This window comes from Lysobacter sp. TAB13 (genome assembly GCF_052113885.1).
In the GTDB taxonomy this organism is placed as follows: Bacteria; Pseudomonadota; Gammaproteobacteria; order Xanthomonadales; family Xanthomonadaceae; genus Lysobacter; species Lysobacter gummosus.
Genome location: NZ_JBFRDR010000012.1, coordinates 89,257 through 110,184, shown reverse-complemented (window position 1 = coordinate 110,184; position 20,928 = coordinate 89,257). Strand labels below are relative to the sequence as shown.

Here is a 20,928-nt window from a genome sequence, read left to right as displayed (position 1 = left end):
ACACTCTCAATGATGAGTTGTCCGGCTGATCCTATATCAACGGCTGGCTCAACAATAGCCTGTGCATCCCGACCCCCCAATGCTCCCAGGAGCCCCGTCATGGATGCCTTCCAACTCCAAGGCCACAGCCTCGACAGCCTGCGTCGCACCGACCTGCCCGAACCCCGGCCCGGTCCCGGTCAGGTGCGGATCCGGGTCGCCGCCGCCTCCATCAACTACCGCGACTACGCCCTGGCCACCGGCCGCTACCAACCCGAGCTGCCGCGCCCGTTCGTGCCGCTGTCCGACGGTGTCGGCCGGATCGACGCGCTCGGCGCGGGCGTCACCGGTTTCGCCGTCGGCGAGCGGGTGATCGGCCACTACACCACCGCCTGGAAAGACGGCCCGTTCAAGTCCGAGAACCACCTGAGCAAGCTCGGCGGCCCGCTCGACGGCTGGCTGGCGCGCTCGATCCTGCTGTCGGCCGACGCGATCGCGCGCGCGCCGGAATCTCTCGACGACGCCGAGGCCTCGACCTTGCCCGTGTCCGGTCTCACCGCCTGGACCGCGCTGCGCAAACTGCAGTTGCAGCCCGGCGCGAAGCTGCTGGTGCAGGGCACCGGCAGCGTCTCGCTGATGGCGCTGCAACTGGCGGCCGCGCGCGGCGTGGACGTGATCGCGACCACCGGCGATGCAGGCAAGGCCGAACTGCTGCGCTCGCTCGGCGCGCGCGCGGTCATCGATTACAAGCAACGGCCGGATTTGTCCGCGGCCGTGCGCGAACTCACCGACGGACGCGGCGTGGACGGCATCGTCGATGTCGTGGGCGGGCAGCAATTCCTGCAGTTGCTGCAGGCCGCGGCCGACAACGCCCACATCGCGGTGATCGGATTTCTGCAGAGCATGAACGTGGACGGCAATCTGATCGGCCCGATCATGGCGCACCAGCTCAATATCCACGGCGTCAGCGTGGGCAGTCTGCAGGATTTGCGCGAATACCTGGATGAGGTCGAAGCCCATCGCATCCGTCCGGTGGTCGGCGCACGGTTTTCGTTCGAAGACGGCGCGCGGGCGATCGCGTCGATCGCGGAACAGCGGCAGGTGGGTAAGCCGGTGGTGATGTTCGATTGAGCAGAAGTCTTTCGAGGTCTGTGTAGGAGGGGCTTCAGCCCCGATGCTTTTCGCTCAGGCCTTATCGAAGTCCACAGCGATCTGAAACAAAAGCATCGGGGCTGAAGCCCCTCCTACAAAAAACGAAGGCCCGCGATCGCGGGCCTTCGTCGTATCGCAATGAATCGTCAGCGCTTACGGAATCAACTGGCAGCTCGCCGGCTTGGCCGAATTGAACAGCGACGCCGTCGCCCATTCCGGATGATCGATGAACGGGTTGCGGTTTCCCTGGAAGCTGTAGATCACTTCGTTGCGCGCCTTCTCGGCCGCATCCGGCGGATCGGCCTGGTGCCACGACAACAGCGTGGTCAGCAAACCCATGTACGCAGGCGAGGAGGAGGTGATGACGATCTTGCTGCGGTCGTCGGTCAGTTCCAGATCCGGCTCGCTCTGGCCGTTGTTCGGATCGGTGCCGCCTTCGTAGCGGATCGCCATGTACAACACCGCGCGCGCCATGTCGCCGCGGCGCTTGCCCCAGACCTGGAACGAGCCGCTGTTGCCGTCGGGCGTCTTGAACCAGTTGGAGTTGCCCGGATACACGCCGCTGCCGCCGCCGCTGCCGTTGTTGACCTCGGTGACGCGCTCGCCGCAGCCGCTGGACAGCGAGCAATCGGCGTAGGGCTTGTTGCCGCGATCGGCGTTGTAGCCGGCGTCGGTCAGATACAGCATGTGGGTATCGGTGTACGGCGCGTAGGGCAGGCCGAGGTTACCGGTCGCGGTGCCGAAGCCCAGCGAGTTCGGCCAGGTGTGTTCGCGGTTGTACTTCACGCCGCTGCCGCTGCCGGCGCGGTCGGTGACCTTGACGAAGCTGCGGTTCTTGTACGCATCGAGGATGCGGCCGGAGTTGTTCGGATCTTCGTCGGCGATTTCCAGGATCGACCAGACGTTGGTGGTGCCGCCGCTGTACGGATAGACCGTGTGGCCCTTGATGGTCTCGTGCAGCGAGCAACGCAGCTGGCTGGCGCTGCTGGTGTTGACGTGCGAGTAGTAGCCCGTCGGCGTGCCGCCGCCGCTGGCGACATTGAAGTTGACCACCGTGTTCGCGGCCGGCGTGGCGCCGCCGGCGTCGGTGACCTTGCTCGCCACGACGGTGAAGGTGCAGGCCTCGCCGGCGTGCAGCGCGGTGCCGGTGGAAGCGGCGATTGCGGTGCCGCTGGACGGATAGGTCAGGGCGACCGCGCCGGAGGTCGCGCACTGCAAGGTCAGCGCGCCGCTGGCGAGCGTCACCGCTTCGCTGAAGTTCGCCGCCAGATCGCCGGCGGCCGGGAAGCTGGTCGAACCGTTGGACGGCGTGGTCGAACTCACGCTCGGCGGCGTGTTCGGCGCGCTGCCGGTGAAGGTCTGGCCGTTGTTGCAGGCGCCGAAGGTCTGGGTCGCCGAGCTCTGCCAGGTGAACTGCGAATACGCGCTGCCGTTGCCGGACAACTGCAGCGAGGTGCCGGCCGCGGCCGAACCGGATTCGGATACCGGCAGATTGGTGCTGGTCTTGCCCGAGGCCGGGCCGTTGCTGGCGGTGATTCCGCCTTCATAGCTCAGGAACTGCACCACCGCGCCGCTCCCATCGACCAGGGCGAAGCCGTCGTTGGAACCGTTCTGGATGCCGTTGGTGGGATAGCTCAGCGTGGCGATACGCACGCTGCCGCCGCACGTCACCACGCTGCCGGCCGGGACCAGATCGTTGTCGTAGGTGGTCGCCGACGACGGCGTGCTGCCGTTGTACAGATAGACGCGGTAATTGCTGAGCGTTTCGCCGGCCGTGGCGACGACCTCGATGCGCTCGCCGACATCGCCGCTGGAGGTGGCGTCGTCGTAATGGAATTCGTTGATGAACACGGCGGCCGGAGCCATCGTCGGCAACAGCGCGGCGATGGCGAGCGTGAGAACGCCGGCACGGCGCGCGGACATGAGATTGGAACAGCCAGCAACGGACTTGGGCATCGATACGGCTCCTTTTGAGTGGCATCGCGCGCGGTCGCCGTGCGGCGAACCGCCGGCGCGATTCGGGCGCCCTCCCCAGGGCGCGTCGGTCGAGTCTAGTCGGGCTTTGTGACAGCGTCGGCCCGGGCAACGACGACGGCATCGCGAAACAGCGACGGGTGTCGCGCTTGGCCACTTGGACGGCGATAGCGGGGCGACAGCTTCGCGCCAACTAGGCGACAGGAAAGCGAAAGGGCGGCGACAGCTGCGCGGGAAGCGTGTGAGAGGCGGCTTTTGTGGGAGGGAGCTTTAGCCCCGATGCTCTTCGTTCCGCTTGCGGCGATCTGAAAAAAGAACATCGGGGCTAAAGCTCCCTCCCACAAAAGCGCTTCCGCAAAAGCTTCTTTGCTCAAGCCGCCCCGCGCGCCTTGCCGCCGCTGCTGCGCGGCCGCCCGGTGCGCAACTCCGCCAATTGCTCGGCGACTTCCACCAGCGGCGCCCTCGACCGGGTCGGCGCCTCGCGGAACGCGGCGATCAGCCGCAGTTCCAAGGGATCGTCGATCAACAGCGCGTCGGCGGCGGCGACCGAATCCATCGCCGTGTCCTGCGACAGACTCATCTTGCCGCGGCCGGTGGCCAGCCATTCGAACTGGACGCCCGTCACCATCGCCACTTCGCGCAGATGCGACACGCTGGGGAATTTGCCCTGGGCCGATTCCCAGTGCCCGACCGCGCTGCGCTGGACGCCGACCGCCGCGCCCAGCGCAGCTTGCGACAGACCGGCGTGGCGACGGGCGAGACGTATGCGCTGCTGCGGCGTCATGTGACAGTTTTGGGCAGTTTTTAAGGAGTTTTTCCGCTATTGCTACCGATATTCACCTGGTGAGCGATAGACACAGGAGCTAGTGCGTTTTCGCTAGCGTTGTGTGCCGGCGCAACCAATGAATACAGTAGCTTAGCCGTTCGAACAAGTGTAAGAGCTAGCAAAAGTAGCCAAAAACACGATCCGGTGGTGTAGCAACCGTGATGAGGACTTCGGAATATGGCACCTCGCCGATACGGACTTCGGCTAGACACGAGGTCGGTTCGGGGGACGGGCGCAGGATTGCGCCATGCGCAGGACGGCCATCTCCGCACCAAAGAGCGCGTTCCACGGGACGCGCTCTTTCTTTTTGTGGCGCCGGACCGCGGCCTCGGCCGATGGGCCGGATCAGCCCAGCGGCCGCAACTGCTCCTGCAGCGAACGGGTCTTGTCGGTGACCACGTCGCCGGTGTGCTGCGCGGTCTTGCGTTCGATCAGCAGCAGGTGGCATTCCTCGTCGGCGATCGGGTTGTGCCGCACGCCCTTGGGCACGACGAACATCTCGCCCGCGCCCAGCTCGACGCTGCGCTCTTCCATCTCAATCACCAGCCGGCCCTTGAGCACGTAGAACAACTCGTCCTCGTCGGCGTGGCTGTGCCAGGCCAGGGTGCCGTGCACGCGCGCGACCTTGATGTAGGCCTCGTCCACCTCGGCCACCACCCGCGGCGACCACAGTTCGGTGAGCGAGGCGGCGATTTCGGCGGGGGAGGTCACGGACGACATGGTGGGGTCCTGGCGAAGGCTGGGATGGGCAGTTTAGTACGCGCGCGGCCGGCGGCATCGCGGTCTGCGCGGGCGTGGATTATCGTGAGGCCGGATCTTTACGGAATGCTTGCATGTCCTCGCCCCCATCCCATGCGCGCACCCTGCCGCCGCCGCGCCCGGCCCGCAGCGACGAAGCCGCGCGCCTGTGGGCGCTGCGCACGCAGGCGGTGCGCGCGACCTGCATCAGTCACTACGACGCCGCCACCGTCGCGGCGTGGTCGGCCTCGCCGTTGCCGGATTCCTATGAGCGCATGATCGCCGCCGGCGGCGCGGTGCTGATCGAGGAAGACGGCGAGTTGCTCGGCTACGGCATCGTCGATCTGGACGGCGCCGAAGTCGAAGCGATGTTCGTCGATCCCGCGCACGGCGGGCGCGGCCTGGGCGCGCGGCTGATGGGCGAGATCGATGCGATCGCCCGCGCCCACGGACTGTCGGCGTTGACGGTGGCGTCTTCGCTCAATGCCGTCGCTTTTTATCAGGCGATGGGGTTCCAGACGATCGGCGATGCCGCGTATGCGCATCCGTGCGGCGTCAGCCTGGCCTGCGTGCGGATGCACAAGCGCCTGTAACCCGCCCGGCGCGGGCGCCGCCCCTGGCCTGAACCCGGTCCGCGGCGACGGCCGCCCTGTCATCCCGGTTTCGCCTGGCGATGGGGGCCTGTCGGCGTCCGGCTCCGATCCTGGGGCCGGAACCGGCCCGGTCCCGGACGGGCGGCGCGAAGGATTTATTCGCCCGCCCCCTTGAAAGCCCGCCGGCGCCCCTCATTAAGCGTGCAGTCCCGGCTTGCCGGGCGCTTTTGTCCCCGCGGTTGGCACTCGACGGGGGCGACTGCTAAAATTCCCGTTCTTTCTCCACCCATTCAGTCACTTACAGAGGTCGCCATGAATCTCAAGCCGCTTTATGACCGCGTTGTGGTCAAGCCGATCGAAGCCGACGAAGTCTCCGCCGGCGGCATCATCATCCCCGACGCCGCCAAGGAAAAGTCCACCAAGGGCGAGATCGTCGCCGTTGGCGAAGGCAAGGCCCTGGACAACGGCAGCGTGCGCGCGCCGAAGCTCAAGGTCGGCGACAAGGTCATCTACGGCCAGTACTCGGGCAGCTCCTACAAGCAGGACGGCGTCGAATACAAGATCCTCAAGGAAGACGACGTTCTCGCGATCGTCGGCTGAGCGAGCCGGGAATCGGGAATGGGGAATCGGGAGTCGTCAAAGCGCTTGCGCTGACGTTCCCGCCCGTGCCGATTCCGCCGCTTCTGCTTTTCCTATTCCCGATTCCCCATTCCCAATTCCCGGAGTTTCACCATGGCTGCCAAAGAAATTCGTTTCGGTGAGGACGCACGCGCCAAGATGGTGCGCGGCGTAAATATTCTCGCCAATGCCGTCAAGGCCACCCTCGGCCCGAAGGGCCGTAACGTCGTGCTTGAGAAGAGCTTCGGCGCGCCGACGATCACCAAGGACGGCGTGTCCGTCGCCAAGGAGATCGAACTGGCCGACAAGTTCGAGAACATGGGCGCGCAGATGGTCAAGGAAGTCGCTTCCAAGACCTCCGACAACGCCGGCGACGGCACCACCACCGCGACCGTGCTGGCCCAGGCGCTGATCCGCGAAGGCATGAAGGCGGTCGCCGCCGGCATGAACCCGATGGACCTCAAGCGCGGCATCGACAAGGCCGTGGTCGAAGCGGTGGTCGAGCTGAAGAAGCTGTCCAAGCCGTCGTCCACCAGCAAGGAAATCGCCCAGGTCGGCGCGATCTCGGCCAACTCCGACGCCGACATCGGCGACCTGATCGCCCAGGCGATGGACAAGGTCGGCAAGGAAGGCGTGATCACCGTTGAAGACGGTTCGGGCCTTGAGAATGAGCTCGACGTCGTCGAGGGCATGCAGTTCGACCGCGGCTACCTGTCGCCGTACTTCATCAACAACCAGCAGTCGATGTCGGCCGAACTGGACGACCCCTACGTGCTGCTGTACGACAAGAAGATCTCCAACGTCCGCGACCTGCTGCCCGTGCTGGAAGGCGTGGCCAAGGCCGGCAAGCCGCTGCTGATCGTCGCGGAAGAAGTCGAAGGCGAAGCGCTGGCGACCCTGGTGGTCAACACCATCCGCGGCATCGTCAAGGTCTGCGCCGTCAAGGCGCCGGGCTTCGGCGACCGTCGCAAGGCGATGCTGGAAGACATGGCCGTCCTCACCGGCGGCACCGTGATCTCGGAAGAAGTCGGTCTGCAGCTCGAGAAGGCCACGATCAAGGATCTGGGCCGCGCGAAGAAGGTGCAGGTCTCCAAGGAGAACACCACCATCATCGACGGCGCCGGCGACGGCGATTCGATCCAGGCCCGCATCAAGCAGATCAAGGCGCAGATCGAAGAGACCTCGTCGGACTACGATCGCGAGAAGCTGCAAGAGCGCGTGGCCAAGCTGGCCGGCGGCGTTGCGGTGATCAAGGTCGGCGCTTCGACCGAAATCGAAATGAAGGAAAAGAAGGCTCGCGTTGAAGACGCGCTGCACGCCACCCGCGCTGCCGTGGAAGAAGGCATCGTCCCGGGCGGCGGCGTCGCGCTGCTGCGCGCCAAGGCGGCCATCGCCGGCCTGAAGGGCGCCAACGAAGACCAGAACCACGGTATCCAGATCGCCCTGCGCGCGATGGAAGCCCCGCTGCGCGAAATCGTCACCAACGCCGGCGAAGAGCCGTCGGTCATCCTGAACAAGGTCCAGGAAGGCACCGGCGCGTTCGGTTACAACGCCGCCAACGGCGAATACGGCGACATGCTCGAGTTCGGCATCCTGGACCCGACCAAGGTCACCCGCACCGCGCTGCAGAACGCGGCTTCGATCGCCGGTCTGATGATCACGACCGAAGCGATGGTCGCCGAGCTGCCGAAGAAGGACGAGCCGGCGATGCCGGGCGGCGGCGGCATGGGCGGCATGGGCGGTATGGATTTCTGATCAACCGATCGCCCTGAAGCAACAAGAAAACCCCGCCGAAAGGCGGGGTTTTTTTATGTCGACTCAGACCGCGGCTCGCGCGAATGCAAACTAGAGAATCGCCCCGAGCAAATCGCGATTGAGCGGCATCACATAAGCGGCCATGTCCAGCACGGTGTGCTGCGCGCTGGTGCTGGAACGGGCGAACTGTTCGATCACGCTGACGCAGCGGTTGCGCTGCCGGGGCGGCAGGAAGCGCAGGATCGGCATCAGCCGGCGATGGCCGATGGTAGCCCACAGCTCCACCGCGTCCAGCCCGGCCATCCATTGCAGGGCCTGCTCGTCCGCCAGGCCCAGCGCCGGATGCCCGCCGATGGTGCGGATGTTCTGCTCGCGCAATTGGCGGATGTGGCGGTGCGTGGACAGCCGGTTGTCGGCGCGCGCGTAGCCGATGTCGCCGCTGGCCGGGCCGAAGCTGGTCGGCGCGTCCTTCGCGGCGGCGCCGAAACCGAAGCCCGACAGTAGTTGCTCCTGCTCGCGCAGGTCTTCGCTAGTCGCGCTGAGCGTGCGCAAGCGGGTGCCGCCGAGCAAGGCCTCGCACGGGAAGAAATAGCCGAAGACGGCGAACACGCGCTCGTGCAGCGCTTCGTATTGTCCGATCCGGCTGGGCGTCGCCAGCGCGCGGTCGACCGCTTCGACCAACTCGGGCGCGACGTCCAGGTCGGTGTCGGGATCCAGCATCAGCACCACCTTGGGCACGATCATTTCATCGACCAGATGGATCGTGGTGACCTCGTTGCGCCGCAAGCGCTCCAGGTCGCTGCGGAAATCGGCGGCCAGACCGAAGCCGTTGACGCCGCCGCCGGCGTTGGCGTTGTGGATGCTGCGCGTGTGCAACTCGTGCAGCACCCGGCTGGCGGTGGCGCTGATGTTCCAGCGCGAGGTAAACGAGACCCCGCCCGAATGCGGCGGCCGCTGCGGATGCCGGTAGACCACCGGCGCGCGCGGCGCGCGCGCACCGAACAGGCTGTCGCCCGGATCGGGGCCGAAACGCAGGCCGCGGTCGAGCCGGCGCGCGGCGAACAGCGCTTGCACCGTCGCCAGCGGCAGCGCGGTGAAATCGTCCGGCGTGCGCACGCTGAACCCGGCCATGCGGCCCTGCAATTGCGCCAGCAGGTCCGGCGTTTCGTCTTCGCTGCGCAGTCCCCAATTCGCTTCGGCGGGCTGCGCTTGCGGCGCGGTCGGGCGCAGCGCCGGACGCGGCGGCGCGGGCGCCGGTGCGGGTGCGGGTTCGGGTTCTGGCTCCGGTTCCGGCTCGGGCTCGGGCTCGGGCTCGGGTTCCGGCGCGCGCGGCGCCGGGCGCACGGTGAGCACGCCGTCCTCGCCGATCACTTCCTTGAGCTTGGTGTCGGCCTCGATCGACGGGTCCAGACGGGCATTGCCGAAACGGAAGCGATCCCCCGGCGCCATCGCGTCCAGGGCCGCGAGTTGTTCGCGAACCTGCCGCAGCGAAGCGTCCTGCTCCAGGCGCAGGACCAGGTCGCGGTCGGGTTCGCCGGCGAATGCGATGGTGACGAGCATGCTCAGCCCTCGGTTGCGCGATGCGGCGGATGCGGCGCGCCGCCGCTCAATCCGGATCGACGACGAAAAAATGCACGCGCAGCCGACCGGAGAAATCCCGATCGGGATCGGCTTGCGCCTGCACCTGGATGCGCTCGAAGGTTTGCTCGGCGCTGCCGTCGGCCCAGATCACCCCGGCGTTGACCTGCAGCGCGGCGCCGCCGGAAGCCTCGCGCACGCTGCCGCGCCGGGTGTCCACCGGCCCGGCCGGCGGCGTCGGCGGAAAGCGCGGGTTGGCCCGGGTATAGACCCGCGCGGTGATCGGGTCGAGAAACTGGTGCACGTCCCAGGTGGTGATGTCGCAGGTCCAAAGCTGTTGCAGCGCGTCGAGGCGGTGCGCATGGCCGAGCCGCGCGCGCATCAGATCGATAGTGATCAGATTCGCATCGCGCTGGAACCGGCGCACGGTGACGTTGCGATAGCCCGAAGAGTCGGCGCGCTGGACCGCGTAGAGGCGATCCACCACCGGCTCGGCGCCGGTGGCGATGCGGAAACCGAAGCCCAGCGGCCCGGGCGATCGCGCGCGGATCTGGATCGACAGCGCCGCGCCGCGGCTCACCGCGACCACGTTGGGAAACACGCGATCGGGCGCGATCTGCGGCAAGTGCGCGTCGGCGAACATATTCGCCTGCGCGCCGCGATTGCGATGGCGGGCGTCGGCATCCTCATCGTTGAGGCCGAAGCGAACCAACAGATCGTCGCTGTCGCGCAGCCAATCGACGGCTTGGCCTTCCAACGCGTGGGACGCGGACATGGGCGGATGCCTCAGATGCGGTTGATCGAGAAGCTCAAGGTGGTGCCGCGCACGCTGAAGGTCGCGGTGTGGCCGTTGGGCGCATAGGCCACCGACGGCCCGTCGCGGCGCGTCCCGCCGATCGCGCGCGCGCGGATGCGCACGCGGTCGCCCACGTCCAGCGCCTGGCCGTGGAAGCGCAGCGCGGACAAATCGACGCTGCGGGTCTGCCCGGCCGGGAATGCGCCGCCCGCCGTGGCCTGGCTGATCACCCGGTCGCCGTCCAGGCGCTGGATGATGAAACGCAGGACGAACGCGGCGTTGTTGGCGCAGGCGATGTGCTGGACGTGCAGTTCGGGCTGGCCTGACTGTGCGGGATTTCCGAACGGCTGCATGGCGGTCGCCTCGTGCGCGCATTGAAGAAAGGGGGACGGATCGATACGGAAAACGCCGGGGCGAGCCGGGCGTGAAGGCGCGCGAAAGCCGCGGCTGGTGTTTACGCCAGAGCGGGCGCACTCGACAATGCCAACGGTTTCTGCCCGGTGGATCGGACATGCGTGGTTTAGTCGGCTTGTTGGTGGGGTTGGCGTTGCTCGGCGGCAGCGGCTGCGCCGTGGTCAAGGTCAAGGAGCGCGGGTTCGGCGAGATCGCCGCCGAACGCAATCTCGATGCGCTCAACGGCGGCAAGCTGAGCACCTCGGCGGCGACCGCGCTGGGTTCGGCCGGGCTCGACCCGGACCAGTGCGCGAAGGACGCCGCGCCATGCATCCGGCAACTGCGCGCGCTCGCGCCGATCGAAGACTGGCTGGCGACCGCGTCGGAACTGCAGTTGCTGCGCATGAACGCCGCGCCGGCGACGCTGAGCAAGGCGGCCGAAAGCGCGGGCTGGTCCAGGCGCAAGGCCGCGGCCGCCGGGTCGGGCGACGCCGGCGTCGCCCAGGCCTCGGCCGAGGTCGCCGCGCAAGTCGCCGGCGACGAGCGCACGCGCGCGGCGATCGAGACCGCGCGCTATGCCTACGCCTATCTGTTCCTGACCCCGCGCACGCCCGAGCAGCGCGTGTTCGAAGCGCGCCAGGAACGCGTGCTGCAGTACTACAACCGCGCGGTCGATGTGGTCGCGCAATCGGCGTTCGAAGCCAGCCGCGGCCAGGTCGGGGCGACGCCGCTGCAGGTCGGCGGCATGAACCTGGGGATCGGCCTGCACGGTTACGAGGCCTCCGAGATCAGCAAGCAACCCGAGGCCTTGCTCGCATCCGACAGCCTGGGGTTCGACAACCTGCGCGCGGTGTATCGGCGCGATGGATTCGGCACTGGGCTGGTCGCGGTGTTTCCGCGGCGTTCGCCGCAAGACCCCGATGCCGAGGACGTTCCTTATCGCGAGACCCGCTATCTGCCGGTGACCGCGACCTTGCGCTTCGCCGGCGACGGCCTCGACGGCGTGCTGGCCAGCGGCGAGGCCAGCATGGACGTCTACAACCCTTACCGCATCGACAGCGAGACCATTGGCGGGCGCAAGGTGCCGCTGGCGGCGAACTACTCGGCGGCTTACGGCGTGTGGCTGGCGCGTTCGGAACTGGCGCGGCTGAGTCTGTCGAGCCTGCTGCGGCCCAAGCAGGCGCGCAGCTTCAAGCCGCGCATCTACCTCAACCAGCCCTACGATCCGGACAAGCGCGTGATCGTGCTGGTGCACGGGCTGGCCAGCAGCCCGGAGGCGTGGGTCAACCTGGCCAACGAAATCCTCGGCGATGAAACCCTGCGCAAGCGCTATCAGCTGTGGCAGGTGTTCTATCCGACCAACATGGGCATCTTGTCCAATCGCCTGGCGATCGACTCGGCCCTGAGCAAGACGTTCGAACACTACGATCCGGAAGGCGACGACATCGCCAGCCACGATGCGGTGCTGGTCGGCCACAGCATGGGCGGGGTGATCGCGCGGCTGTTGGTCAGCGACAGCGGCGAGCATGTGATGGACGAAACCCTGCGCTCCTTCGACCCAGCCGCCGCCCAGCGCCTGAGCCAGGAACCGCTGGTGCGCGCGCTGACCGTGTTCCGGCCGATGCCGCAGTTCGGCCGCGCCGTGTTCTTGGCCTCGCCGCATCGCGGCGCGGTGGTCAGCGACGCATGGCCGCTGCGCATGGTGCGCAAACTGATCCGCCTGCCGTTCGACGTGCTGCGCGATACCGCCGAATTGATCCAGCGCACCCAGGTCAATCAGGACGAACTGCAGAAACTGGGTTTCCGCAAAGGCCGTCCGCCGACCGGGCCGGACGATCTGAGTCCGCATTCGTTGTTCATGCGCAGCACCGAAGACCTGCCGATCGAATCGGGCCTGCCGTATCACACCATCGTCGGCCAGCGCGACGCCAAGCTGTCGCTGCTGCAGTCCAGCGACGGCGCGGTGCCGTACCGCAGCTCGCATCTGGACGGCGCGCTGTCGGAGAAGGTGATCGTGTCCGGCCACAGCGTGCAGGAGACGCCGCAGGCGATTTTGGAGTTGCGGCGGATTCTTCGGGTGGATATGGCGGAGTACGAGAAACGCGGGAAGCGCTGAGGCGCGGTCGGGTCGTGGCGATGGTGCAGGTTGCCTTCGCCATCGCTTGCGGGATATTCCCTCTCCCGCAAGCGGGAGAGGGGCTCCATCATTGCTCAATCAGCGTGTGCGTTCACAGCTCACAGATCGCTCTCGCATCGCCGCAATCGCGGCGATGCGGTGCCGCCCTCAATGGTGGCTGCTAGCCGAAATACCGCCGCCCTTGCCGTCGGGCACCAACACGCGCACGTTCTGCATCATGCCCTGGTCTTCGTGATCGAGGATGTGGCAATGCAGGACGTATTCGCCGATGTAGCGCTCGTAACGGGTGCGCACCAGCAGGTGATAACCCTTCTTGACGAACAAGGTGTCCTTCCAGGTGCCCTGCAGGTTGGCGTACTGCGGATCGACCAGCTTGCCTTTGTCGTCCACGTCGCCGGTGACGCTGACTTCCTTGCCCTTGTCGTCGAGGATGCTGACGATCTGGAACGGGTTGACGTGGATGTGGAAGGGATGGCCGCCGACCAGCGAGCTCAGGCGCCATTCTTCGACGTTGCCCAGGATCAGGTCGCGCGCCGCGGAAGGATCGTAAGGCTTGCCGTCGACCATGTAGACGGTGCGCTTCTTGCCGTCCTCGACCACGTCCTGGATGTTGAACACCACGTCCTGGCCCTTGGCGTTGATCTCGCCTTTGTCGATGGTCCGGTGCGGGACGAAGTCGTCCAGGCGCAGGTGATCGCGTAAGCCGGCGACGACGCGTTCGCGCACGCTCTCGGGCATCTGCTGCTTCGCCGATGCGACCAGTTTTTCGGTCACGAAGGCTTCCACGTCGTCCACCTTCGCCGCGCCGCCGACCTCGGCGATGCCGAGCAACTGCCGGTCTTCCGGGGCGTTGGTGATGCTGGCGCTGGCGGGCGCTGCGGCGTCCAGCACGCAGTACTTGGCGGCCTTGGGAAATACCACCAGCGCGTCGCTGCGGTAGCCGGGCTGCAGCACGTTTTCGGTCTTGACGATGGTCTTGGCGTGGGTGAGGCCGTCGCTGGCGACTTCGAACTGCTTGAGCGGCGCGCCGGTGCAGTGCTGGGTCACCCAGTTGTCCAGGGCCGCGCCGGACAGGCCGGCGATGCTGGCCGAGGCGGCATCGACTTCGCGCAATTGCAGATTGACGGTATCGCGCACGCCGGCGTGAAGCAGGCGCCAGCGTTCGACGCGGCCGGCGACCAGGCCGTTGAAGGTCGGCAGCACGGTGCCGTTGATGCTGGTGTGGCGGCCGGATTTCTGCCACACGCCGAAGCCGAACTGATCGTCGTAGTTGTCGATCTGGCCGATGTCATTTTCGCCGCAGGTCCAAAAGCCGTTCTTGTCGGTCTTGATCTTGCCGTCGGTGCCGCGGCAGGCGTAGGCGACCTGCTGGAACATCAGCAACCGCTCCGGCATCGCCGCGCCGGTTTCGTCGCGCAGAAGCGTATCGACATCGCCGGTGCGGTCGCTGCCGGGCAAGCGATCGCCGCGCACCAGCAGCGCGCCGGCCATGCCGCTGGACACCTGCAGCGCGGTGGAGCCGTGCAGATGCGGGTGATACCAGAAGGTGCCGGCGGGATGGTCGGCGGGCAGATTGTATTCGTACTCGAACTTGACGCCCGGACGCAGCGTCAGCAGTACATTGTCGCTGTTGCCGGTGGGGCTGACCCACAGGCCGTGCGAGTGCAGGTTGGTCGAGTTGAAGCAATGCGGGATGTTGATGTTGGCCGGATGGCAATCGGGCTGCGGCGGCAATTGGTTGTCCAGGCCCACGCGCACGGTTTCGCCCGGCGAGGTCACGATGGTCGGGGCGACGAAGGGCACGTCCGGGTTGGTGCCCGGGCTCTGGTACGAGCGCAGCTTCACCTTGTCGTAGCGCTGGCTGTTGGGATTCCAGATCTTCGATTCGGTGAAGGCGATGCGCAGATCGAGCTTGGCCTCGTGCGTGTCCAGCGGCTTGGTGCCGGCCGGGGTCTGGCTCAGCAGCGGCTTGAGATCCTGCGAGCGCAGCATGCGCGCCAGCACCGGCTGCTCCAGCGCGCGCGGCGCCAGTTTGGCCGCGGCGGCGGACTTGCTCGCATCCTGCGCCGACAGCGCGAACGGCGCCGCCGCGAACAGGCAGGCGACAGCGGCGGCCGCGAGCGGAGTGCGTGCAAGACGAAGCCGCGTACCGGCGGCGGAGAAGGAATGAATGCGTTCCATGCTGGGCTCCTGATGGAATGAGTGAAGTGCGGGAACGGCACTGGGTTCGACTGCATGCGAATTGCGAGCGCCCACGGGCGCGCCGCGCCGTCGTCTACGGCTCGATTGCTGCGAGATCGGTCATGGCCCCTGTTGCCCGTCGCGGGCGGCCGCGGTTTCGCTGATGCATCGCGCGCGGTTGCTCTTCGACGGTGCTGCGTGCTGCCGGTCCGTCCGCGCCGGGGACGAGGGTTCCCGGATTGAGAACCCGGTCGCGCTACCCGGCGATGCCGGACCTGCAGTGAGAACGGCGTCTCGTAGGTCGAGTCGGCGCGCTCGCTTGATCAACGGCGAAAGCCGGCGCGACAGGACACCGGCGCACGACCGAGCCCCCGCGTTGTTGCGGGGGCGGATCGCACCGGGACTGCGCCGGCTATCGCACAATCGTTTACTGCTGGATCGTCTTCGCCGCCTGCTGCGCGTTTTGCGCCGGTGCGTTGACCGCGGCCGATTCGAGCTGGCGCAACGAATCTTCCAGCGGCGGCGCCTGCTGCGGCGACACGCTCACGCGCGTGTGCGAGGGGCTGTCGAGTTCGCCCTTGACCAGGAACACGGTCTTGCCGACTTCCTTCGTCGCCGGGTCCACGCTCAACACCACATGATCGGGCAGTCCCATGCCGGCGTTCTTGCTCTGCACCGCCAGCGCCGCGGCGACGCGGTCGGCGTCGCGCTCGGACAGCGGGCTGCCGTGGCGGGCGAACTCGGCCTGGACCTGGTCGCGGATGCCTTGCAACAACGGATCGCTGCTGTGCGCCGGCGCGTCATGGGTCGGCGCGATCGGATCGCGCACCGGCCGGTGCGTGTCCTTGGTGTGGTGGAAATTCGCCGCGGTCGGCGGCGTGGTGCTGGTGTCGAAGTAAGGCTGCTTGGTCGCCGCGCCCAGGTCCAGGCCGTTGGTCTCCATGATTTCGCGATTGAGATGCAGCGAGTTCATGTTGATGTGCACCTGCGGCTTGCCGCCGTCGGCGGTACGGCCGTGCGCCTGTTCCCACTGGCTGATCATCGGCAGATAGATCGCGCCGTGATAGTTGGGATAGTCGGAATTGCCGCCGTAACCCAGGCCGGTGCTGGCCGGCGGCAGATCGTAGTAGTACTTGGCCATGCCGGCGGTGTTGGCCGGATTGACCGCGATGGTGAGGTCGGCGCCGAGCGTGAGCCCGGGCTTGGCGGCGTAGGCGAAGTTGGGCGCGGTGCCGGTGCGGGCGATGAAATCCGAGGCGCGGCCGGGCTGCATGTTGTAGACATCGCCCAGGGTCGCGGCGGGCTTGGCTTCCTTCGCCGCGCTGACCAGCGCGTTCCAGCCGGCGATGTTGGCGGTGGATTCGTTGACGCGGTCGCCTTCGATCACCTTGTTCAACAGCGGCGTGTAGTCGTGCACGGCGGCCGGATTCTTCGCCAGCGCCTGCGCCTCGGTGTAGAAGGTCGAGCGGACCGCGTCGCGCGCGGCGCGGTTGAAGCCGTGCTGCACTTCGTGGCCCAGCACGAAGGTGATCTCGCCCTTGTTGAAGCCCGCGTCCAGGCCGGCGACCGGCAGGGACATGGTCTGGGTGCCGCCGTTGTAGGCGCCGCCCATGTTCGGATCGGTCAGCGCCTTGAACGATTTCAGATGGCCGGCGGCGACCGCGCCGTTCAACTGATCGGTGAGCGCGGGCGAGCCCTTGATGGTGTCGGTGAGGTTCTTCACCGCGTTGGCGCTGACGCCGGGTTGCTTGCCGAAATCGTCGAGCAGCTTCTGCAGATCGGCGCTGATGGGTTTGGACATGGCGGCCTCCTGGCCTGAAGCGAGCGCGGCGCTTATTCGACGGTGATGGTCTTCACGCACTGGTGGCCGATTTTTTCCGGCGACTCGTTGGATTCGCCTTCGACGAACACGCGCAGCGTCACCGGGCCGCGGAAATTCCAATAGCTGATGCGGCCGTGCTCGGCGCGCACCGCGCTGTCCTGGAAGCCCATGCGCTTGAGCTCGCGCGCGTAGTCGTCGAAGTCCATGCCGCACACCGGCGTCATCGGCGCGGCCGGGTCGCCGTTGCGGGCGAAATCGAAGATCAGCTGGTTCCTGGGGCCGCCGAGCACGGGGCTGACGAACAGGTTGTAGGACCAGTTCGCGTCGATGCGCGCGCCGGTGCCGAACGAGCCGTCGCCGTTGGCGGCGCGCTGCATGCTCAGGCCGGTGTGCTGTTCCAGGTGTTCGAAGGTGAGGTCGGCGTTGGAGCGCAGGCTGCCGATCAGTTTCAGCACGCGCCGGCTGACGTCCTCGCCGGTCAGCGGGCTCGGGGTTTGAGGGGCGGCGGTCATGGTGGCCTCCTGGCCGGATCGGTTCTGGGAACAAGCGGGGAATGCGAAGAGCAGGGCGCAGGCCGCCAGGATGCCGCCATACAGCGGTCGCTGCCATGCGCGGTCGGGGGCGCGCGATGCGGGGTGGGGCATGGGGCTGATCCTTGCGCTGTCGATCGTGTCGGAACCGGATGCGGCGCGGCGCCGGCTAGCCAAGTAACGACAGTCACGGCCGGGCGAGGCCAATCCGGCCGCACGAAGGCGTTGCGGAATCGAAGCGCTTGGCGCAAATGGTCACCCTCTTTCCCTATTCAGGTTTCTCGCGGGCGGTCGCCTTGATCCGCGCGGGGTCACAGCGCGGATTTCGATGGCATCGGTAACAGCCTTGGCGTTATTAGCTTTTGGCATAAGCCGCCGGGGGCGGTTACGAGCGTTTCAAATGAACCGGCAAGTTCTGTTTTGCAGTGCAGCGTGCAAAGGGGATAACGGTTCCTTCACGATCGCCCCGCATCCCGACGTGGGGGAGGGAGCAAAGCCCGCTACCGGTTCTACCGGAAGCGGGCTTTTTTATTTCTAGGCTCAGGGGATCGATTTCGGGGCTTTCGGAAGGCCTGTATGTCGCTCTGCGGCGCGCAGACGAAGCTAGGGTAAGAGCCCGTTCAAAGCCGCTGGTTCGGTAGCCGTGCGTCGAGTTTTTTGCTCGTCATTCCCGCGAACGCGGGAATCCAGAGACTTCAAACGTTCTCGCACGAAAGGCACTGGATTCCCGCTTTCGCGGGAATGACGGACTAGCAGGATGGCGCTGAAGACTCTGGATTCCCGCCTTCGCGGGAATGACGAGCATAAGAGCGAAGCAAGCGTTGAGTGCGCCATGGTGATCAGGTCGAAGCTTCATCGCAGTTGAATTGCCGCAGCCGCAGCCGCAGCCCGCGCACGCCTACGACACCCCGCATCAACACACCACCGACGACAAGCACCGACATGCGATCATCCGCGCATGCCCGTATCCGCGTCCTCGAATCCTTCCGCCGACCCCGGCGCGCTCGAATCCGCGCTGGCCGAACGTGCCATCGCGCGGCTGCGCGCGGCCTCGCCGCAGGCGCAGGCCGCGCTCGATGAGCCGTCGCTGCGCGCGCGGCTCGCGCGCGTGGCCGTGGTCAGCGATTTCGCCATCGACACCTTGGTGCGCCAACCCGAAGTGTTGCTGGCGCTCGCCGCCGACAACGGCGCCACGCCCGCGCCGCCGCCGGTCCTCGACAGCGAGCATCGCAGCGACTGGGGCACGCGCCTGCGCCGTTATCGCAGCGCCGGTTCGACGCGATTGATCTGGCGCGATGTGCTGGGCCTGGACAGCGTCGAGGACACGCTGGAAGGCAGCACTCACCTGGCCGAGGTCTGCCTGCAGACCGCGCTGCATGCGCTGGAGCACGAATTCGAACAACGCCACGGCGCGGTGCGCACCGCCGACGGCGAGCGCGTGCGGCTGGTCGTGTTCGGCCTGGGCAAGCTCGGCGGCGCCGAACTCAACTTCAGTTCCGACGTCGATCTGGTCTACGCCTACGAACACGACGGCGGCACCCAGTTCGACGGCCGCGATCCGGCGCGCGCGCTCGACGCGGAAACCTATTTCGCCAAGCTCGGCCAGCAGCTGGCGCGCTTGCTCGATGAAATCACCGCGGAAGGGTTCTGCCATCGCGTCGATCTGCGCCTGCGCCCGTACGGCAACGCCGGCCGGGTGGCGTGGTCGTTCGCGGCGATGGAGCAATACTTCCAGCGCGAAGGCCGCGATTGGGAACGCTACGCCTGGCAGAAGGCGCGGCCGGTGGCCGGCGATATCGACGCCGGCGAGCGGTTCCTGGAAGCCTTGCGTCCGTTCGTGTATCGCCGTTATCTGGATTTCGGCGCGCTCGACGGCTTGCGTTCGATGAAGGCGGCGATCAGCGCCGAGGTCGCGCGCAAGGAACTGGCCGACGACATCAAGCGCGGGCCCGGCGGGATTCGCGAGATCGAATTCCTGGTCCAGGCCTTGCAGCTGATCCGCGGCGGCCGCGAAGCCGAACTGCGCGGCCGGCGCCTGCTGCCGGCCTTGCGCGAACTGGTGGCGCAACGCCAGATCGGCGAAGAGGCCGGCGAGAATCTGGCCGACGACTATCGCTATCTGCGCCAGTTGGAAAACCGCCTGCAGATGCTGCGCGACGCGCAGACCCACGCCTTGCCCGGCGGCGACGCCGATCGCGCGCGCATCGCCAGCGGCCTGGCCTATCCCGACTGGGCGGCGCTGCTGACAGAACTCGAACGCCGCCGCGAACGCATCACCGCCGAATTCGAAGCCCTGCTGGCGCCGCGCCGCCGCCGCGCCGCGCCCGATGCGCTGACCGCGTACTGGCGCGCGCTGCCCGAGGCCGGCGACGCCGACACGCTGGCCGACGCCGGCTTCGAAGCGGCCGCCGATGCCGACGCGGCGCTGCGCGATTTTGCCCGCAGTCCGGGAGTGCGCGGCTTGTCCGATGCGGTGCGCGCGCGCCTGGACCGGGTGTTGCCGGCGCTGCTGCAAGGCGCGGCGGCTTCCTCGCAGCCGATGCTCGCGCTCAAGCGCCTGCTCGCCTTGCTGCACAACGTTTTGCGGCGCAGCGCTTATCTGGCCTTGCTCGACGAACAGCCGGCGGCGTTGTCGCGGTTGATCGAAGTGGTCTCGCGCAGCGCGTTGCTGGCCGAGCGATTGGCCTCGCATCCGCTGCTGCTGGACGAATTGCTCGATGCGCGCGTGGTCGGCCCCTTGCCCGATCGCGAGGAACTGCTGGCGGCCTGCGCCGAAGTCGATGGCGGCGACGACACCGAGGCCAGCCTGCAGGCGCTCAACGAAGTGCGCCAATCGCTGAGCTTCCGCATCGCGATGGCCTTGCGCGACGGCCGCCAGTCGGCCGAAGACAGCGCGCGCCAGCTGGCGTGGCTGGCCGACGGCGTGGTCGTGCGGGTGTTGGCGATGGCCGAACAGGAAGTCGCCGCCGCGCACGGACGGGTGCCGGATGCGCGCTTCGCCGTGCTCGGCTACGGCAGCCTGGGCGGCGAGGAACTGGGCTTCGGTTCCGATCTGGATCTGGTGTTTCTGTACGACGCGCCCGCGGTCGAAGGCGGCGCGACGTCCGACGGCGCGCGGCCACTGGACGCGCCGCGCTGGTTCGCGCGGCTGGCGCAGAAGATCGTCGCCCTGCTCGGCGCGGTGACCGCGGCCGGGCGTTTGTTCGACGTCGATGTGCGGCTGCGGCCGGACGGCGCGAAAGGCTTGCTGGTGTCGTCGCTGGCGAGCTTCAGCGAGTACCAGTACGAGCGCGCCTGGACCTGGGAGCACCAAGCGCTGGTGCGCGCGCGTTTCGTCGCCGGCGATGCCGACCTGCACGGGAAGTTCGACGCCGTGCGCGCGCGCACCCTGGCGCGGACGCGCGATGCCGACAAACTGCGCGGCGATGTCGCGGCCATGCGCGCACGCATGCAGGCCGAGCTCGATCGCAGCGACGCGGCCTACTTCGACCTCAAGCAGGGCGAGGGCGGTCTGGTCGATCTGGAATTTCTGCTGCAGTACCTGGTGCTGCGCGATTCGGCGCAGGCACCGGCGTTGCTGTCGCCGCGCGACACGCCCGGCCTGATCGCCGCCGCGCGCGATGCGGCGGCGCTGGCGGACGCGCAGGCCGAAGCGCTGGGCCGGGCGCATTCGGTGCTGTTGGCGGCGGGATTGGAATGCACGCTGGACCGGCGGCCGCGGCGAGTGGTCGAAGACGATGCGATCGCGACGGCGCGCAGCGCAATCGGCGTGGCGATGCGTGAGCAAGGTTTGAGGCTGCCGCGATGACCGCCACAGCGATGGCATGAAGTCTGTGTGAGAGGGTTTCAGCCCCGA

General features: G+C 67.3%; 16 protein-coding genes. 6 read left to right on the top strand and 10 right to left on the bottom strand.

Going from position 1 to position 20,928, the window contains the following annotated elements:
- The first annotated feature begins 99 nt into the window (after nucleotides 1-99).
- Nucleotides 100-1,110, top strand: coding sequence for a zinc-dependent alcohol dehydrogenase family protein (locus AB4Y92_RS15625; RefSeq protein WP_441820487.1), 1,011 nt, complete (start codon nucleotides 100-102; stop codon nucleotides 1,108-1,110).
- Nucleotides 1,111-1,284: 174 nt separating this feature from the next.
- Here AB4Y92_RS15625 and AB4Y92_RS15620 read toward each other — a convergent pair whose 3' ends face one another.
- The 4 genes from AB4Y92_RS15620 to AB4Y92_RS15605 form a co-directional block, all read right to left on the bottom strand.
- The gene (locus tag AB4Y92_RS15620) at nucleotides 1,285-3,054 is read right to left on the bottom strand and encodes an endonuclease (protein WP_441820486.1); all 1,770 of its coding nucleotides are present in this window, start codon (nucleotides 3,052-3,054) and stop codon (nucleotides 1,285-1,287) included.
- A 128-nt stretch (nucleotides 3,055-3,182) separates the two neighbouring features.
- Nucleotides 3,183-3,449, bottom strand: coding sequence for a DUF6053 domain-containing protein (locus AB4Y92_RS15615; RefSeq protein WP_441820559.1), 267 nt, complete (start codon nucleotides 3,447-3,449; stop codon nucleotides 3,183-3,185).
- A 26-nt stretch (nucleotides 3,450-3,475) separates the two neighbouring features.
- The gene (locus AB4Y92_RS15610; RefSeq protein WP_057941649.1) at nucleotides 3,476-3,889 is read right to left on the bottom strand and encodes a helix-turn-helix domain-containing protein; all 414 of its coding nucleotides are present in this window, start codon (nucleotides 3,887-3,889) and stop codon (nucleotides 3,476-3,478) included.
- A gap of 387 nt (nucleotides 3,890-4,276) precedes the next feature.
- On the bottom strand, nucleotides 4,277-4,651 hold the full coding sequence (locus AB4Y92_RS15605; protein ID WP_441820485.1) for a cupin domain-containing protein: 375 nt from the start codon (nucleotides 4,649-4,651) through the stop codon (nucleotides 4,277-4,279).
- 113 nt (nucleotides 4,652-4,764) lie between these two features.
- Between AB4Y92_RS15605 and AB4Y92_RS15600 the strand changes: the two genes are divergently transcribed.
- The 3 genes from AB4Y92_RS15600 (at nucleotide 4,765) to groL (ending at nucleotide 7,635) form a co-directional block, all read left to right on the top strand.
- A complete protein-coding gene (locus AB4Y92_RS15600) occupies nucleotides 4,765-5,262 on the top strand; it encodes a GNAT family N-acetyltransferase (RefSeq protein ID WP_441820484.1) in 498 nt (165 codons plus the stop codon).
- 312 nt (nucleotides 5,263-5,574) lie between these two features.
- Nucleotides 5,575-5,862: a co-chaperone GroES gene (locus AB4Y92_RS15595; protein ID WP_057941652.1), complete on the top strand. Its 288-nt coding sequence runs from the start codon at nucleotides 5,575-5,577 to the stop codon at nucleotides 5,860-5,862.
- A 132-nt stretch (nucleotides 5,863-5,994) separates the two neighbouring features.
- Nucleotides 5,995-7,635 (top strand): chaperonin GroEL, encoded by a 1,641-nt coding sequence (groL, locus tag AB4Y92_RS15590; protein WP_441820483.1) that lies wholly within the window; start codon nucleotides 5,995-5,997, stop codon nucleotides 7,633-7,635.
- Nucleotides 7,636-7,725: 90 nt separating this feature from the next.
- Here groL and AB4Y92_RS15585 read toward each other — a convergent pair whose 3' ends face one another.
- The 3 genes from AB4Y92_RS15585 to AB4Y92_RS15575 are packed head-to-tail and all read right to left on the bottom strand — an operon-like array spanning nucleotide 7,726 to nucleotide 10,362.
- Nucleotides 7,726-9,195, bottom strand: a complete 1,470-nt coding sequence (locus AB4Y92_RS15585) for a hypothetical protein (protein ID WP_441820482.1) — start codon at nucleotides 9,193-9,195, stop codon at nucleotides 7,726-7,728.
- 46 nt (nucleotides 9,196-9,241) lie between these two features.
- The gene (locus tag AB4Y92_RS15580; RefSeq protein ID WP_441820481.1) at nucleotides 9,242-9,988 is read right to left on the bottom strand and encodes a hypothetical protein; all 747 of its coding nucleotides are present in this window, start codon (nucleotides 9,986-9,988) and stop codon (nucleotides 9,242-9,244) included.
- Nucleotides 9,989-9,999: 11 nt separating this feature from the next.
- The gene (locus AB4Y92_RS15575) at nucleotides 10,000-10,362 is read right to left on the bottom strand and encodes a hypothetical protein (RefSeq protein ID WP_441820480.1); all 363 of its coding nucleotides are present in this window, start codon (nucleotides 10,360-10,362) and stop codon (nucleotides 10,000-10,002) included.
- Between the two features lie 158 nt (nucleotides 10,363-10,520).
- Here AB4Y92_RS15575 and AB4Y92_RS15570 point away from each other — a divergent pair, with 158 nt between their 5' ends.
- Entirely contained in the window at nucleotides 10,521-12,518 is a 1,998-nt protein-coding gene (locus AB4Y92_RS15570) for an esterase/lipase family protein (RefSeq protein WP_441820479.1), read from the top strand.
- A gap of 168 nt (nucleotides 12,519-12,686) precedes the next feature.
- Here AB4Y92_RS15570 and AB4Y92_RS15565 read toward each other — a convergent pair whose 3' ends face one another.
- From AB4Y92_RS15565 to AB4Y92_RS15555, 3 genes are all read right to left on the bottom strand, one after another.
- A complete protein-coding gene (locus AB4Y92_RS15565; protein WP_441820478.1) occupies nucleotides 12,687-14,720 on the bottom strand; it encodes a multicopper oxidase family protein in 2,034 nt (677 codons plus the stop codon).
- A gap of 427 nt (nucleotides 14,721-15,147) precedes the next feature.
- A complete protein-coding gene (locus tag AB4Y92_RS15560) occupies nucleotides 15,148-16,521 on the bottom strand; it encodes an XVIPCD domain-containing protein (protein WP_441820477.1) in 1,374 nt (457 codons plus the stop codon).
- 32 nt (nucleotides 16,522-16,553) lie between these two features.
- On the bottom strand, nucleotides 16,554-17,054 hold the full coding sequence (locus AB4Y92_RS15555) for a hypothetical protein (protein ID WP_441820476.1): 501 nt from the start codon (nucleotides 17,052-17,054) through the stop codon (nucleotides 16,554-16,556).
- Between the two features lie 976 nt (nucleotides 17,055-18,030).
- Between AB4Y92_RS15555 and glnE the strand changes: the two genes are divergently transcribed.
- Nucleotides 18,031-20,880 carry a bifunctional [glutamate--ammonia ligase]-adenylyl-L-tyrosine phosphorylase/[glutamate--ammonia-ligase] adenylyltransferase gene (glnE, locus tag AB4Y92_RS15550; protein ID WP_441820475.1) on the top strand — a complete coding sequence of 950 codons (2,850 nt, stop codon included), beginning with the start codon at nucleotides 18,031-18,033 and terminating at the stop codon, nucleotides 20,878-20,880.
- The last annotated feature ends 48 nt before the right edge of the window (nucleotides 20,881-20,928 follow it).

What these genes read in the sequence shown, in the direction of transcription:
- glnE (WP_441820475.1), top strand. Translation starts at nt 18,031, where the DNA reads ATGCCCGTATCCGCGTCCTCGAATCCTTCCGCCGACCCCGGCGCGCTC.
- AB4Y92_RS15580 (WP_441820481.1), bottom strand. Translation starts at nt 9,988, where the DNA reads ATGTCCGCGTCCCACGCGTTGGAAGGCCAAGCCGTCGATTGGCTGCGC.
- groL (WP_441820483.1), top strand. Translation starts at nt 5,995, where the DNA reads ATGGCTGCCAAAGAAATTCGTTTCGGTGAGGACGCACGCGCCAAGATG.
- AB4Y92_RS15575 (WP_441820480.1), bottom strand. Translation starts at nt 10,362, where the DNA reads ATGCAGCCGTTCGGAAATCCCGCACAGTCAGGCCAGCCCGAACTGCAC.
- AB4Y92_RS15555 (WP_441820476.1), bottom strand. Translation starts at nt 17,054, where the DNA reads ATGACCGCCGCCCCTCAAACCCCGAGCCCGCTGACCGGCGAGGACGTC.
- AB4Y92_RS15560 (WP_441820477.1), bottom strand. Translation starts at nt 16,521, where the DNA reads ATGTCCAAACCCATCAGCGCCGATCTGCAGAAGCTGCTCGACGATTTC.
- AB4Y92_RS15625 (WP_441820487.1), top strand. Translation starts at nt 100, where the DNA reads ATGGATGCCTTCCAACTCCAAGGCCACAGCCTCGACAGCCTGCGTCGC.
- AB4Y92_RS15570 (WP_441820479.1), top strand. Translation starts at nt 10,521, where the DNA reads ATGCGTGGTTTAGTCGGCTTGTTGGTGGGGTTGGCGTTGCTCGGCGGC.
- AB4Y92_RS15620 (WP_441820486.1), bottom strand. Translation starts at nt 3,054, where the DNA reads ATGTCCGCGCGCCGTGCCGGCGTTCTCACGCTCGCCATCGCCGCGCTG.
- AB4Y92_RS15605 (WP_441820485.1), bottom strand. Translation starts at nt 4,651, where the DNA reads ATGTCGTCCGTGACCTCCCCCGCCGAAATCGCCGCCTCGCTCACCGAA.
- AB4Y92_RS15600 (WP_441820484.1), top strand. Translation starts at nt 4,765, where the DNA reads ATGTCCTCGCCCCCATCCCATGCGCGCACCCTGCCGCCGCCGCGCCCG.
- AB4Y92_RS15610 (WP_057941649.1), bottom strand. Translation starts at nt 3,889, where the DNA reads ATGACGCCGCAGCAGCGCATACGTCTCGCCCGTCGCCACGCCGGTCTG.
- AB4Y92_RS15565 (WP_441820478.1), bottom strand. Translation starts at nt 14,720, where the DNA reads ATGGAACGCATTCATTCCTTCTCCGCCGCCGGTACGCGGCTTCGTCTT.
- AB4Y92_RS15595 (WP_057941652.1), top strand. Translation starts at nt 5,575, where the DNA reads ATGAATCTCAAGCCGCTTTATGACCGCGTTGTGGTCAAGCCGATCGAA.
- AB4Y92_RS15585 (WP_441820482.1), bottom strand. Translation starts at nt 9,195, where the DNA reads ATGCTCGTCACCATCGCATTCGCCGGCGAACCCGACCGCGACCTGGTC.